The sequence below is a fragment of the Escherichia sp. HH26CH genome, assembly GCF_009820205.1.
GTDB classification, from domain to species: Bacteria; Pseudomonadota; Gammaproteobacteria; order Enterobacterales; family Enterobacteriaceae; genus Escherichia; species Escherichia coli_F.
Genome location: NZ_VNXM01000035.1, coordinates 62413 through 76164, shown reverse-complemented (window position 1 = coordinate 76164; position 13752 = coordinate 62413). Strand labels below are relative to the sequence as shown.

Sequence of the window (13752 nt, the reverse complement as noted above, 5' to 3'; positions counted from 1 at the left end):
GCATGCGGACTGCAGGCAGAGAAAACTGGCCGATTTTCTCTGCACAGGAGGGATAATACAAGGCCTGATAAGACGCGACAGCGTCGCATCAGGCATTGTGCACGATTGCCGGATGCGGCGTGAACGCCTTATCCGGCCTGGATGGCTTGCTGCGACGAACACCAACCCTTACCCCTGACGCTTATCTTCCGTATTTGTCTCAAAATCACTGGCGTCATGGCGCTCATGCAACTGCTCATTCAGCGGTCCGTTGGTGCGGTTAACAATACGCCCACGCTTCACCGCCGGACGTTCGCCCACTTCTTTCGCCCAGCGTTGCACGTGTTTATAACTGCCCGCATCAAGAAACTCTGCGGCATCATACACACCACCTAACACCACGTTGCCAAACCACGGCCAGATCGCCATATCCGCAATGGTGTACTCATCGCCCGCAACAAACTTATGCTGCGCCAGTTGCTTATCCAGCACGTCGAGCAGGCGCTTGGCTTCCATGGTAAAGCGGTTGATGGCGTATTCAATTTTCACCGGCGCGTAATGGTAAAAGTGACCAAAACCACCGCCGAGGAACGGCGCGGCACCCTGTAACCAGAACAGCCAGTTCATTGCTTCAGTACGTTTCGCCAGATCCTGCGGCAGGAAGTAGCCAAATTTCTCCGCCAGATAAAGCAGAATCGATCCAGACTCAAACACGCGGATCGGCGGAGTATGGGTATGATCGCGTAGCGCCGGGATCTTCGAGTTTGGGTTCACTTCGACAAAGCCGCTGGAGAATTGATCGCCATCGCCAATACGAATCAGCCAGGCGTCGTACTCTGCACCAGTAACGCCCAGCGCCAGCAGCTCCTCAAGCATAATCGTTACTTTCTGTCCGTTTGGCGTTCCCAGCGAATAGAGTTGCAGCGGATGTTTGCCCACCGGCAGCGTTTTTTCATGCGTCGGACCAGAAACCGGGCGATTGATATTGGCGAACGCGCCGCCAGCGGATTTATCCCACGTCCAGACTTTCGCGGGCTGATAAGTATTGTCTGTCATAGTGAGTTGCCTTCTGAGTGGTAGTGTTGAAGCAGTGTAGCAGGTCACTTGCTGTACAGAATGTGAATTTTTTAACCCTTTGCGCCAGCCGCTGCGATGAGGTGTATGATTAGTCTGACCTCTGTCCGGTTAATGTCGCTGAGCAGGTAATCAGAGCACAACAATTACGCCAACTGCTTAGGTTGTATTGTTAAAGGTAAAGTGATGAGCAAAGGAACGACCAGCCAGGATGCCCCGTTCGGGACATTATTGGGCTACGCCCCAGGTGGGGTAGCAATCTACTCTTCAGATTACAGTTCTCTCGATCCGCAGGAATACGAAGATGACGCCGTATTCCGTAGCTATATCGACGACGAATATATGGGCCACAAATGGCAATGCGTTGAATTTGCTCGCCGTTTTCTCTTTCTGAATTACGGTGTGGTCTTCACTGACGTGGGTATGGCGTGGGAGATTTTCTCGCTGCGCTTCCTGCGTGAAGTGGTTAATGACAACATCCTGCCATTGCAGGCATTTCCTAACGGCTCGCCGCGTGCGCCGGTCGCGGGTGCGCTTCTTATCTGGGATAAAGGCGGTGAATTTAAAGACACTGGCCATGTCGCCATCATTACCCAATTGCATGGCAACAAAGTCCGTATTGCGGAACAGAACGTGATTCATTCCCCGTTACCGCAAGGGCAACAGTGGACACGCGAGCTGGAGATGGTGGTCGAAAACGGCTGCTATACCCTTAAAGACACGTTTGATGACACCACCATTCTGGGCTGGATGATCCAGACGGAAGATACCGACTACAGCTTACCGCAGCCGGAAATTGCAGGCGAGCTGCTGAAAATCAGCGGAGCGCGTCTGGAAAACAAAGGTCAGTTTGACGGAAAATGGCTGGATGAAAAAGATCCGCTACAAAATGCCTACGTGCAGGCCAACGGTCAGGTGATCAATCAGGATCCGTATCATTACTACACCATTACCGAGAGCGCAGAGCAGGAGCTGATTAAAGCCACCAACGAGCTGCACCTGATGTATCTTCACGCAACCGACAAGGTGCTGAAAGATGACAATCTGCTAGCGCTGTTCGACATTCCGAAAATCCTCTGGCCGCGTTTGCGCCTCTCCTGGCAGCGTCGTCGCCACCATATGATCACCGGTCGTATGGATTTCTGCATGGATGAGCGCGGCCTGAAAGTCTACGAATACAACGCCGATTCCGCTTCCTGTCATACCGAAGCGGGCTTGATCCTCGAACGTTGGGCAGAGCAGGGCTATAAAGGCAACGGCTTTAATCCGGCAGAAGGGCTGATTAACGAACTGGCTGGTGCCTGGAAACACAGTCGTGCACGTCCGTTTGTCCATATCATGCAGGACAAAGATATTGAGGAGAACTATCACGCACAGTTTATGGAGCAGGCGCTGCACCAGGCGGGCTTTGAAACACGTATCTTGCGCGGGCTGGATGAACTGGGCTGGGATGCTGCCGGGCAACTGATTGATGGGGAAGGGCGACTGGTTAACTGCGTGTGGAAAACCTGGGCGTGGGAAACCGCGTTTGATCAGATTCGTGAAGTTAGCGACCGTGAGTTTGCTGCGGTGCCGATCCGTACCGGTCATCCGCAAAATGAAGTGCGTTTAATTGACGTATTGCTGCGCCCGGAAGTGCTGGTCTTTGAGCCGCTGTGGACGGTGATCCCCGGCAACAAAGCGATTCTGCCGATCCTCTGGTCGCTGTTCCCGCACCATCGTTACCTACTGGATACCGATTTCACTGTTAATGATGAACTGGTAAAAACAGGTTACGCAGTGAAACCGATCGCCGGTCGCTGTGGCAGTAACATCGACCTCGTCAGCCATCATGAAGAGGTGCTGGATAAAACCAGCGGTAAATTTGCCGAGCAGAAAAACATCTATCAGCAACTGTGGTGTTTGCCGAAAGTGGACGGTAAATATATTCAGGTATGTACCTTCACCGTTGGCGGCAACTACGGTGGGACGTGTTTGCGCGGTGATGAATCACTGGTCATTAAAAAAGAGAGTGATATTGAACCGTTAATTGTGGTGAAAGAGTAATACATGTTGTAGCAACCCCGTACTGATTATGAAGAATAGTCAGTACGGGGATTAATCAAAATATTCAATATTTATATATTTCAATGTCTATTCATTTTATATGTGAATATATTAACCAGCAGAATACCTGTGTTCTAATTATTTTTAAATATTTTGAATGAATGCTTATTGTCTGATACACAAGAAATAACACTCTTTTTATCGTTAAAAGATGATATTTCACTTTGCCCACGCCGTGAAAGTCACTGATAATGCGTCCGTTCGTAAATTCAAAATGGCGTAATCTAATATATGCTAAATTTATTTGTTGGCCTTGATATATACACAGGGCTTTTGTTATTACTTGCTCTGGCATTTGTGTTGTTCTACGAAGCAATCAATGGTTTTCATGACACGGCGAATGCGGTGGCAACCGTTATTTATACTCGTGCCATGCAGCCACAGCTTGCCGTGGTGATGGCGGCATTTTTTAACTTTTTTGGCGTATTGCTAGGCGGACTTAGCGTTGCCTATGCCATTGTCCATATGTTGCCAACCGATTTGTTGCTGAATATGGGGTCAACTCACGGCCTGGCGATGGTCTTTTCCATGCTGCTGGCGGCGATTATCTGGAACCTGGGAACGTGGTTCTTTGGTTTACCGGCCTCCAGTTCGCATACCTTGATTGGTGCGATTATCGGCATCGGTTTAACCAACGCGCTGTTAACCGGCTCATCGGTGATGGATGCGTTAAACCTGCGTGAAGTGACCAAAATTTTCTCCTCGCTGATTGTTTCCCCTATCGTCGGCCTGGTCATTGCGGGAGGCCTGATATTCCTGCTGCGCCGCTACTGGAGCGGGACGAAAAAGCGTGACCGTATTCACCGCATTCCGGAAGATCGCAAAAAGAAAAAAGGCAAACGTAAGCCACCATTCTGGACGCGTATTGCGCTGATTGTTTCCGCTGCGGGCGTGGCGTTTTCGCACGGCGCGAACGACGGGCAGAAAGGGATCGGCCTGGTGATGCTGGTACTGGTGGGGATTGCTCCTGCTGGTTTCGTCGTCAATATGAATGCGTCCGGCTATGAAATTACCCGTACCCGCGATGCCGTCACCAACTTTGAACACTATCTGCAACAGCATCCTGAACTGCCGCAGAAGTTGATTGCGATGGAACCTCCATTGCCTGCGGCATCGACTGATGGCACGCAAGTAACGGAGTTTCATTGTCATCCGGCAAATACCTTTGATGCGATTGCGCGCGTTAAAACGATGTTGCCAGGTAATATGGAAAGCTACGAGCCGTTAAGCGTGAGTCAGCGCAGCCAGCTGCGCCGCATTATGCTGTGCATCTCTGATACCTCTGCGAAGCTGGCGAAACTGCCAGGCGTCAGTAAAGAAGATCAGAACCTGCTGAAAAAACTGCGCAGCGATATGTTAAGCACCATTGAGTACGCTCCGGTGTGGATCATCATGGCGGTAGCACTGGCGCTCGGCATTGGCACCATGATTGGCTGGCGTCGTGTAGCGATGACCATCGGTGAGAAGATTGGTAAGCGCGGCATGACGTATGCGCAAGGCATGGCGGCACAAATGACGGCGGCAGTGTCTATCGGCCTTGCCAGTTATATTGGGATGCCCGTCTCCACAACGCACGTCCTCTCGTCTGCGGTAGCAGGGACGATGGTGGTGGACGGCGGTGGGTTACAGCGTAAAACGGTAACCAGCATCCTGATGGCGTGGGTGTTTACTTTACCGGCGGCGATTTTTCTGTCTGGTGGGTTGTACTGGATAGCATTGCAGTTGATTTAACCTTCCTGAAAATGCCCGGTCCTGACGATCGGGCATTTCCATTTTTGACTAGTGATAACCACACGCGGTCATAAAATCCGTAATCGCTTTTTCTGCATCAACCAGCACCTTTTCCAGTGGCTGATTGGCGTCGATATCAACCAGTTGTGCACCACCAAAGGTTAACTGTGGCGTTATGGCAATCTTTCTCGCCAGCGATTCCCGTTTATGGTCGGGTTTACGCGCGCAGGCAACTTCAAGGTCAACATTGAGTTTGATAACCAGATCAGGCTTATGGCTCGCCATCCAGTGAAATGCTTTACGTTCCTGGCTTGCCAGCCATGAGACAAACCGGCCGCCTTCAACGTTAGGTGGGAACACCGTACCATCGTAAGCGCCAGGAATTTGGTCCTGAGGATAACGATCGGTTAAGACAATCAGCCCGCGACGACGACAGGCGAGCATATGACGAAAGCGTAACAGTCGGCGGGCGACGAAAGCGGTGATCACCAGGGCCGGAACCGGACCCGGCAATTTTTTTGCCGTTTTCACTTCATTTTTTTCAATAGTCTTGTGCAGAGACTTTCCCATCAACGGTAATTTTGTCACTGCACGACCGACATTTCCGGCCTGTTTCCCTAAATGAACTCTTTCGGCAGCACCATATTTTTCGACAACGGTAATAAGATGTTCACACACCGTTGACTTGCCTGAACCATCGCTACCAATAACGGCAATTAATGGAGGTGTTATTGACTGCATGAATATATCCTTAAATTTAAATATCCATCCAAAATATTTATTTGGTTAATATGTTTTTATGAAAGCGTAATTCAGGTCAATGTCACAATTAACCATTGTCACAATAAGGTTGAACGGATATTCTGAGCACGGACCACGTAATATTCAATACATTATTTGCTGCCGGGTTTTTCGTGAATCAACGTAATATGTCAATAATTAATTCCACGCCAGTGCGTGTTATTGCCATTGTAGGATGTGATGGTTCAGGTAAATCGACCCTCACGGCAAGCCTGGTAAATGAACTGGCAGCAACAATGCCAACAGAACACATTTATCTCGGGCAATCGTCCGGGCGAATTGGCGAATGGATTTCACAGCTCCCTGTTATTGGCGCACCTTTTGGGCGTTATCTGCGAAGTAAAGCGGCACATGTGCACGAAAAGCCCTCCACACCGCCTGGCAATATTACTGCGCTGGTTATTTATCTGCTTTCCTGCTGGCGGGCGTATAAGTTTCGCAAAATGTTGTGTAAAAGCCAGCAAGGCTATCTGCTCATCACCGACCGCTACCCGCAGGTTGAAGTGCCGGGTTTTCGCTTTGATGGCCCGCAACTGGCAAAAAACACGGGCGGTAACGGCTGGATAAAAATGTTAAGACAGCGCGAGCTCAAACTTTACCAATGGATGGCGTCTTATTTGCCCGTATTGTTGATTCGTCTTGGCATTGATGAACAAACCGCGTTTGCGCGTAAACCTGACCACCAACTGGCGGCATTACAGGAAAAAATCGCTGTTACGCCGCAACTGACATTCAATGGCGCAAAGATCCTTGAACTGGATGGTCGGCAACCAGCCGATGAAATTCTGCAAGCGTCACTACGCGCAATTCACGCCGCGCTTTCCTGATCACCAAATGGATAGGGGATGATTTAACGAATGGATGCACTACAAACACAAACTGTTAATAGTACAACCGCGCCGCAGCCCAACTACATTCCGGGGCTGATTGCGGTGGTCGGGTGTGATGGCACCGGTAAATCCACACTGACCACTGACCTGGTGAAATCGCTGCAACAACACTGGCAAACCGAGCGCCGCTATCTGGGGCTGCTCTCCGGCGAAGACGGCGACAAAATCAAACGGTTGCCGCTCGTTGGCGTCTGGCTGGAACGGCGACTGGCGGCCAAATCCTCGAAAACCCAAAGCATGAAAACCAAATCTCCGGCGCTATGGGCGGCGGTGATTATGTACTGCTTCTCGCTGCGAAGAATGGCGAATCTACGCAAGGTTCAGCGACTGGCGCAAAGTGGCGTTCTGGTGGTCAGCGATCGCTTCCCGCAGGCTGAAATTTCGGGCTTTTATTATGACGGACCGGGGATTGGCGTCGAGCGTGCGACCGGGAAAATCAGCATGTTTCTGGCACAGCGCGAACGGCGTTTATACCAAAAAATGGCGCAATACCGTCCTGAATTAATTATTCGTTTGGGGATTGATATTGATACAGCCATCTCCCGCAAGCCTGACCATGACTATGCCGAGCTGCAGGACAAAATCGGTGTCATGTCGACGATTGGCTATAACGGCACAAAAATTCTTGAGATTGATTCCAGAGCGCCCTACAGCGAAGTGCTGGAACAGGCACAGAAGGCGGTTTCTCTGGTTGCAATCGTTTCTGACCGCCGAAGTTTAACTTAAGGTTGGCAGGATACTTTTTACTATCAACGATAAGGTCAGGCTGAATTGGCGGGGTTTAACATCAAACATTGGTTTGCAGATGGCGCGTTTCGCACCATTATTCGCAATAGCGCCTGGTTAGGCTCCAGTAATGTCGTGAGCGCTTTGCTGGGTCTGTTGGCGCTCTCGTGTGCCGGTAAAGGGATGACGCCCGCCATGTTTGGCGTACTGGTGATTGTGCAATCGTACGCCAAGTCGATCAGCGATTTTATTAAGTTTCAGACATGGCAGCTGGTGGTTCAGTACGGAACGCCAGCCTTGACCAATAATAATCCGCAGCAATTTCGCAATGTCGTCTCATTTTCCTTCTCGTTGGATATCGTCAGCGGCGCGGTGGCGATTGTCGGCGGCATTGCCTTACTCCCTTTTCTTTCCCATTCATTAGGTCTGGATGACCAAAGCTTTTGGCTGGCAGCGCTGTATTGCACGCTCATTCCTTCAATGGCTTCCTCCACACCGACCGGCATTCTGCGTGCGGTAGATCGCTTCGATTTGATTGCTGTACAGCAGGCGACGAAACCTTTTCTGCGCGCAGCGGGGAGCGTCGTAGCCTGGTATTTTGATTTTGGTTTTGCGGGTTTTGTTATTGCCTGGTACGCATCGAATCTGGTTGGCGGCACCATGTACTGGTGGTTTGCCGCGCGCGAATTACGCCGCAGAAATATCCATAACGCCTTCAAATTGGATCTGTTTGAGTCTGCCCGACACATTAAAGGCGCGTGGAGTTTTGTCTGGTCAACCAACATTGCCCACTCCATCTGGTCGGCACGTAACTCGTGCAGCACAGTGTTGGTGGGGATCGTGTTAGGACCCGCTGCCGCCGGGTTATTTAAAATCGCCATGACATTCTTCGATGCCGCCGGAACGCCAGCGGGTTTACTGGGCAAAAGTTTTTACCCAGAGGTGATGCGTTTAGATCCGCGTACCACCAGACCGTGGCTCCTTGGCGTGAAGTCTGGATTGCTGGCTGGCGGGATTGGCATTCTGGTGGCGCTCGCGGTGTTAATCGTTGGTAAGCCACTTATTTCACTGGTGTTTGGTGTTAAGTATCTCGAAGCGTATGACCTGATCCAGGTAATGCTCGGAGCCATTGTTATTTCGATGCTGGGCTTCCCACAGGAGTCATTGCTATTGATGGCGGGAAAACAGCGCGCTTTTCTCGTGGCGCAAACCATCGCCTCAATCGGCTACATCGTATTGCTGTTCATGTTCTGTCATCTGTTTGGCGTGCTGGGGGCTGCATTTGCTTACTTCGGTGGGCAATGTCTGGATGTGGTGCTCTCGTTAATTCCAACCTTAAAGGCATTTTTTCAGCGCCATTCCTTGCTTTATAACGCAGCCGGAGAGAAATCCTGATGATGAGAAAATATTTCCCGCTTGAGGCGAGCGAGCGTCTATTTATTGCAGTTGAAGAAGATGATGTCGTTGATGCGCAGGTCAGTTTACCGCCGACTATCGCAACAGGTTGTACCACCGAAATCATTCATGATAATTACGCGTTATGCCTGCAATTCTGGCTGAATGGCGTTGATCGTCAGGAATTACTGCGTTTAATCCACAAACAAGCCAAAGGCGAGGGGCTTACGGCTGACGAGCGTAAACAGTTTAAATATATGCGGGCGCGCTATAAGCATCTGCGTTTCGCTCAGCGACTGTATCTGAAAAAACACCAGGCAGGATTTTTATTCGGCAAAACGACGGTATGTCTGGGCCATTTTCAGGATGGTTTCCGTAACGGTAAAAAAAATATTGTGTCGTATTACGGCAACCTGTTACGGATTTATTTAAGCTCTCCGGTCTGGTCGTTGGTGAACTATTCATTACGCCATAGCCAGTTAGAAAGCGTAAGCGGTTTTATTGCCTATCGGCAAAAGCAAATGCATACCCTGAAAGAGATAATTGCCAAACCGCGACTAACCGGCAGGGAATTTCATGATGTGCGAAAAATCATCAGCCAGCAGGTTTCTTATTACGACACCCTAAGATCGCTTGATCCTGAAAATAAAGAAGCGTTACAGATTTCCCGCTTCCTCGCCGCCATTAATGGCCTGATGGGGGATAAACACGACGACATGGTGGCGGATGATATGGAAAACCGCCAGTCGTATGATGCACCGATGGCGCTGGATAGCGATATTCGTCAGCGCTTAGAACTGCTGATTTCGCGTTTTCCGCTATAACCGGAGCAATGATGTCATCTCGTTTGATTATTGCGCTGATTATCATGCTCTTAGCCCCGGGTGTGCAGGCGCACAATTTCGTCACTGGTAAAACGGTTACCCCTGTTTATATCCAGGAAGGCGGCGAGCTGCTTCTGAATAGCGACGACGAAATTCACTACCAAAAGTGGAACAGCACACAGCTGGCGGGAAAAGTCCGCATTATTCAGTATATCGCCGGGCGTAAGTCGGCGAAGAAAAAGAACTCACTGTTAATTAAAGCGGTTGAAGCGGCAAACTTTCCGCAGGATCGTTTTCAGCCCACCACCATTGTGAACACCGATGATGCCATCTTTGGTACTGGCTATTTTGTCGTTGGCAAAATCGAAAAAAATAAACGCCGCTATCCGTGGGCGCAATTCGTTATTGACGGCAATGGTCTGGGACGCATTGCCTGGCGGTTGCCGGAGCAGAGTTCAACCATTCTGGTGCTGAATAAAGCCGGGCAAATTCAGTGGGCAAAGGACGGCAGCCTGACGCCGGAAGAGGTAGATCATGTCATTGCGCTGGCGCAGAAGCTGATCAATGAATAAAAAACTCAAAGGATTGAGGGCGTTAGTGAGATGAAGCTGGTTGAACACTACATCATGCGTGGTACGCGCCGTCTGGTGCTGATTATCGTCGGTTTTCTGATCTTTATTTTCGCCAGCTACTCCGCACAGCGTTATCTGACCGAAGCGGCAAATGGGACATTAGCTCTTGATGTTGTGCTGGATATTGTTTTCTACAAGGTGCTGATTGCACTGGAGATGTTGTTACCTGTTGGACTGTATGTGTCAGTTGGCGTGACGCTAGGGCAGATGTATACCGACTCGGAAATTACCGCTATTTCTGCGGCGGGAGGGAGTCCGGGACGCTTGTATAAAGCCGTTCTTTTTCTGGCGATACCGCTAAGTATTTTTGTCACCCTTCTGTCGATGTATGGTCGGCCATGGGCTTATGCGCAGATTTATCAACTGGAGCAACAGTCGCAGTCGGAGCTGGATGTTCGCCAGTTGCGGGCAAAGAAATTTAACACTAACGATAACGGACGAATGATCCTTTCGCAGACGGTTGATCAGGATAATAATCGCCTGACTGACGTGCTGATTTATACTTCTACTGCCAATCGAACCCGTATTTTCCGCGCCCGTTCGGTTGATGTAGTTGACCCATCACCCGAGAAACCGACCGTTATGTTGCATAACGGGACCGCCTATCTTCTCGATCATCAGGGGCGTGACGACAACGAACAGATCTACCGTAATCTGCAATTGCATCTGAATCCGCTGGATCAAAGCCCTAACGTCAAACGCAAAGCAAAATCGGTCACGGAGCTGGCGCGCTCCGCCTTTCCTGCCGATCATGCCGAACTGCAATGGCGACAAAGCCGTGGCCTGACAGCATTGTTGATGGCGCTGCTGGCCATTTCATTAAGTCGGGTAAAACCGCGGCAAGGGCGATTTTCAACGTTATTGCCACTGACGTTGCTGTTTGTTGCCATTTTTTATGGCGGCGACGTCTGCCGTACGCTGGTGGCTAACGGCGCGATTCCCCTCATTCCTGGTTTGTGGTTAGTACCCGGACTCATGCTAATGGGCCTGCTGATGCTGGTCGCACGCGACTTCTCTTTGCTGCAGAAATTTTCCCGATGAATGTTTTCAGTCGCTATTTAATCCGTCATCTCTTTCTCGGTTTTGCCGCCGCCGCAGGGCTATTGCTGCCGCTTTTTACCACCTTCAACCTGATTAACGAACTGGATGATGTCAACCCGGGTGGTTATCGCTGGACTCAGGCGGTGCTGGTGGTGCTGATGACCTTACCGCGCACACTGGTCGAACTTTCGCCGTTTATCGCCTTATTGGGAGGGATTGTCGGCCTGGGGCAGTTATCGAAAAACAGTGAGCTTACCGCCATTCGCAGCACGGGGTTTTCTATCTTCCGTATTGCACTGGTGGCGCTGGTTGCCGGGATATTGTGGACTGTTTCATTAGGCGCGATAGATGAGTGGGTGGCGTCGCCATTGCAGCAACAGGCGCTGCAAATCAAATCGACTGCCACTGCGTTGGGGGAGGACGATGACATTACCGGCAATATGCTGTGGGCCAGGCGTGGTAATGAATTTGTGACGGTGAAATCGCTGAACGAGCAGGGCCAGCCGGTGGGCGTGGAGATATTTCATTACCGCGACGATCTCTCGCTCGAATCCTACATTTATGCACGCAGTGCCACCATTGAAGACGACAAAACGTGGATCCTGCATGGTGTGAATCATAAAAAATGGCTGAATGGCAAAGAAACGCTGGAAACATCTGATAATCTTGCCTGGCAATCGGCCTTCACCAGTATGAATCTTGAAGAGTTATCGATGCCGGGAAATACTTTTTCTGTCCGTCAACTTAATCATTACATCCATTATTTGCAGGAAACCGGGCAACCCAGCAGCGAATACCGCCTTGTACTGTGGGAAAAACTGGGACAACCCATCTTGACCCTGGCGATGATTTTGCTGGCTGTGCCGTTTACCTTTAGTGCCCCGCGTTCGCCTGGGATGGGTAGCCGTCTCGCTGTAGGCGTCATCGTGGGCTTACTCACCTGGATCAGCTATCAAATCATGGTCAATCTGGGATTGCTATTTGCGTTGAGCGCACCTGTTACCGCGCTCGGTTTACCGATAGCGTTTATGCTGGTGGCGTTGAGCCTGGTGTATTGGTATGACAGTCAACATTAAACCCGCCGTGGCGCAGCACCACAGCGGGCTCACATTACTGCTTCAGAGTAGCAAATGCCTGAATGATGGCATCGATTTGCTCACGAGTGTGGGCAGCGTTTACGCTACAGCGCAGCAGCGTGATGCCTGCAGGCGCGGCAGGTGGCAGGATAAGATTCACATAAACGCCCAGCGAAATAAGCTCGCGCCAGATGCGTAAACCTTCCTCTTTCGAACCGATTATCACTGGCACTACCGGGCTAATATGTGAACTTAACTCGTAACCCAGTTTTTGCAGACCGTCATACAGATGGTTGGCGTTATCCATCAGCTTTTGCCGCAACTCTGGTTGTGAGGCAATGGTTCTTAACGACGAGCGCACGGTCGCAATGCAGGACGGAGAAGGAGAGGCGGTAAAAATATACGGGCGGCTGCCGTAGCGCAGCACTTCCATCGCTTCCGAACCGACAGCAAAACCGCCAATCGAGGCCAGACTTTTACTGAAGGTACCAACGATAATATCCACATCATCTTCAACGCCAACGGCTTCAGCCAGTCCGCGCCCCGTTGCGCCTAACACGCCAAACGAATGCGCTTCATCGACAATCAAATAACCACCGAGACGACGTTTGATATCAACAATTTCCGCCAGCGGCGCAACGTCACCGAGCATACTGTAGATGCCTTCAACGATGATAATCGCCTCTTTTGCCCGTTCACCGAGGCGAACCATGCGCCGTTCCAGATCTTTAGCATCGTTATGGCGGAAACGAATAATTTCCGCTCCACCGAGAGAACAGGCGTCATAAATACTGGCGTGGCTGTCGGCATCCAGTAACACTACGGCGTTATGGTCGGCAAGGGCGCTGATGACGCCTAAATTCGCGGTATAACCGGTTGAAAAAACGATAGCGGAAGGGCGCTTGAAAAACTCGGCAATCTCTTTCTCTAACGCCAGATGTGGCGCATAGCTGCCGTTTGCCATACGAGAACCGGTGGTGCCGGTGCCTTGGGCCGCTAACGCTGCCTGACCTTCGGTGATGGCATCATGATTGAAAGTTAAACCGAGATAATTATTAGTCCCGGCCAGAATCACTTTTTTATTGCCGATACGGCCTTCAGTGGCGGAGTACACTTCATCAATACAGGTACCAAACGGCGTTAATCCGTTGTCACTAAATTGCAGTCGCTCGCCAGCAAGGCGCGCATATTTATCGTATAGCCCCATTATTTATTCTCCAGCCATGGAAGTAGAGTTTCCATTAATTGCGCAGGGGTTTTGACATCCAGCAGAATATTAATAGGAATGGAAATATCGAATCTGTCTTCCAGCATCATTAAGAGATCCATCACTTTGATCGACTCCAGGCCAAGATCGTTGACGAGATCGCTGTCGGGCTTAATTTCCACACCGTTTTCGACCAAATCCTGTAAACAGGAAAGGATGTAATCCATTACTATTTCACGATTTACCATAGAAACGTTAACACACCTTTAA

The 13752-nt window shown here is 50.3% G+C and carries 13 protein-coding genes; 9 read left to right on the top strand and 4 right to left on the bottom strand.

Features of this window, described 5'->3' with window-relative positions; translation table 11 throughout:
• Nucleotides 1–168 precede the first annotated feature (168 nt).
• On the bottom strand, nt 169–1035 hold the full coding sequence (yghU, locus tag FQ015_RS11790; RefSeq protein ID WP_001352936.1) for a glutathione-dependent disulfide-bond oxidoreductase: 867 nt from the start codon (nt 1033–1035) through the stop codon (nt 169–171).
• Between the two features lie 204 nt (nt 1036–1239).
• On the opposite strand from yghU, the gene gss reads away from it, so the two are divergent.
• Together gss and pitB are read left to right on the top strand one after the other, a co-directional pair.
• Nucleotides 1240–3099, top strand: coding sequence for a bifunctional glutathionylspermidine amidase/synthase (gene gss / locus FQ015_RS11785; RefSeq protein ID WP_001352937.1), 1860 nt, complete (start codon nt 1240–1242; stop codon nt 3097–3099).
• 291 nt (nt 3100–3390) lie between these two features.
• The gene (gene pitB, locus FQ015_RS11780; RefSeq protein ID WP_000933296.1) at nt 3391–4890 is read left to right on the top strand and encodes an inorganic phosphate transporter PitB; all 1500 of its coding nucleotides are present in this window, start codon (nt 3391–3393) and stop codon (nt 4888–4890) included.
• 48 nt (nt 4891–4938) lie between these two features.
• Here pitB and FQ015_RS11775 read toward each other — a convergent pair whose 3' ends face one another.
• Complete coding sequence (locus FQ015_RS11775; protein ID WP_001190762.1) at nt 4939–5631, bottom strand: dTMP kinase; 693 nt, start codon at nt 5629–5631, stop codon at nt 4939–4941.
• A 173-nt stretch (nt 5632–5804) separates the two neighbouring features.
• Between FQ015_RS11775 and FQ015_RS11770 the strand changes: the two genes are divergently transcribed.
• The 7 genes from FQ015_RS11770 to lptG are packed head-to-tail and all read left to right on the top strand — an operon-like array spanning nt 5805 to nt 12275.
• Nucleotides 5805–6518 carry a dTMP kinase gene (locus FQ015_RS11770; protein ID WP_001076266.1) on the top strand — a complete coding sequence of 238 codons (714 nt, stop codon included), beginning with the start codon at nt 5805–5807 and terminating at the stop codon, nt 6516–6518.
• 30 nt (nt 6519–6548) lie between these two features.
• On the top strand, nt 6549–7307 hold the full coding sequence (locus FQ015_RS11765) for a hypothetical protein (RefSeq protein ID WP_000339526.1): 759 nt from the start codon (nt 6549–6551) through the stop codon (nt 7305–7307).
• A gap of 45 nt (nt 7308–7352) precedes the next feature.
• Nucleotides 7353–8702, top strand: coding sequence for a lipopolysaccharide biosynthesis protein (locus tag FQ015_RS11760; protein ID WP_160524090.1), 1350 nt, complete (start codon nt 7353–7355; stop codon nt 8700–8702).
• Nucleotides 8702–9526: a hypothetical protein gene (locus tag FQ015_RS11755; RefSeq protein WP_115738265.1), complete on the top strand. Its 825-nt coding sequence runs from the start codon at nt 8702–8704 to the stop codon at nt 9524–9526. The genes FQ015_RS11760 and FQ015_RS11755 overlap by 1 nt, the downstream gene beginning before the upstream one ends.
• 11 nt (nt 9527–9537) lie before the next feature.
• The gene (locus FQ015_RS11750) at nt 9538–10098 is read left to right on the top strand and encodes a YtfJ family protein (protein WP_032218570.1); all 561 of its coding nucleotides are present in this window, start codon (nt 9538–9540) and stop codon (nt 10096–10098) included.
• 30 nt (nt 10099–10128) lie between these two features.
• Complete coding sequence (gene lptF / locus FQ015_RS11745) at nt 10129–11199, top strand: LPS export ABC transporter permease LptF (protein WP_160524089.1); 1071 nt, start codon at nt 10129–10131, stop codon at nt 11197–11199.
• Entirely contained in the window at nt 11196–12275 is a 1080-nt protein-coding gene (gene lptG, locus FQ015_RS11740; RefSeq protein ID WP_160524088.1) for an LPS export ABC transporter permease LptG, read from the top strand. Before lptF ends, lptG begins: the two co-directional genes overlap by 4 nt.
• A 34-nt stretch (nt 12276–12309) precedes the next feature.
• On the opposite strand, the gene spt is transcribed toward lptG, so the two are convergent.
• A complete protein-coding gene (spt, locus tag FQ015_RS11735; RefSeq protein WP_160524087.1) occupies nt 12310–13482 on the bottom strand; it encodes a serine palmitoyltransferase in 1173 nt (390 codons plus the stop codon).
• On the bottom strand, nt 13482–13730 hold the full coding sequence (locus tag FQ015_RS11730) for an acyl carrier protein (RefSeq protein WP_000248097.1): 249 nt from the start codon (nt 13728–13730) through the stop codon (nt 13482–13484). The genes spt and FQ015_RS11730 overlap by 1 nt, the downstream gene beginning before the upstream one ends.
• Nucleotides 13731–13752 lie beyond the last annotated feature (22 nt).

Excerpts from the sequence above, each read along its gene's own strand:
- spt (WP_160524087.1), bottom strand. The coding sequence starts at position 13,482 with ATGGGGCTATACGATAAATATGCGCGCCTTGCTGGCGAGCGACTGCAA.
- lptF (WP_160524089.1), top strand. The coding sequence starts at position 10,129 with ATGAAGCTGGTTGAACACTACATCATGCGTGGTACGCGCCGTCTGGTG.
- FQ015_RS11765 (WP_000339526.1), top strand. The coding sequence starts at position 6,549 with ATGGATGCACTACAAACACAAACTGTTAATAGTACAACCGCGCCGCAG.
- lptG (WP_160524088.1), top strand. The coding sequence starts at position 11,196 with ATGAATGTTTTCAGTCGCTATTTAATCCGTCATCTCTTTCTCGGTTTT.
- yghU (WP_001352936.1), bottom strand. The coding sequence starts at position 1,035 with ATGACAGACAATACTTATCAGCCCGCGAAAGTCTGGACGTGGGATAAA.
- FQ015_RS11750 (WP_032218570.1), top strand. The coding sequence starts at position 9,538 with ATGTCATCTCGTTTGATTATTGCGCTGATTATCATGCTCTTAGCCCCG.
- gss (WP_001352937.1), top strand. The coding sequence starts at position 1,240 with ATGAGCAAAGGAACGACCAGCCAGGATGCCCCGTTCGGGACATTATTG.
- FQ015_RS11730 (WP_000248097.1), bottom strand. The coding sequence starts at position 13,730 with ATGGTAAATCGTGAAATAGTAATGGATTACATCCTTTCCTGTTTACAG.
- FQ015_RS11775 (WP_001190762.1), bottom strand. The coding sequence starts at position 5,631 with ATGCAGTCAATAACACCTCCATTAATTGCCGTTATTGGTAGCGATGGT.
- FQ015_RS11755 (WP_115738265.1), top strand. The coding sequence starts at position 8,702 with ATGATGAGAAAATATTTCCCGCTTGAGGCGAGCGAGCGTCTATTTATT.
- pitB (WP_000933296.1), top strand. The coding sequence starts at position 3,391 with ATGCTAAATTTATTTGTTGGCCTTGATATATACACAGGGCTTTTGTTA.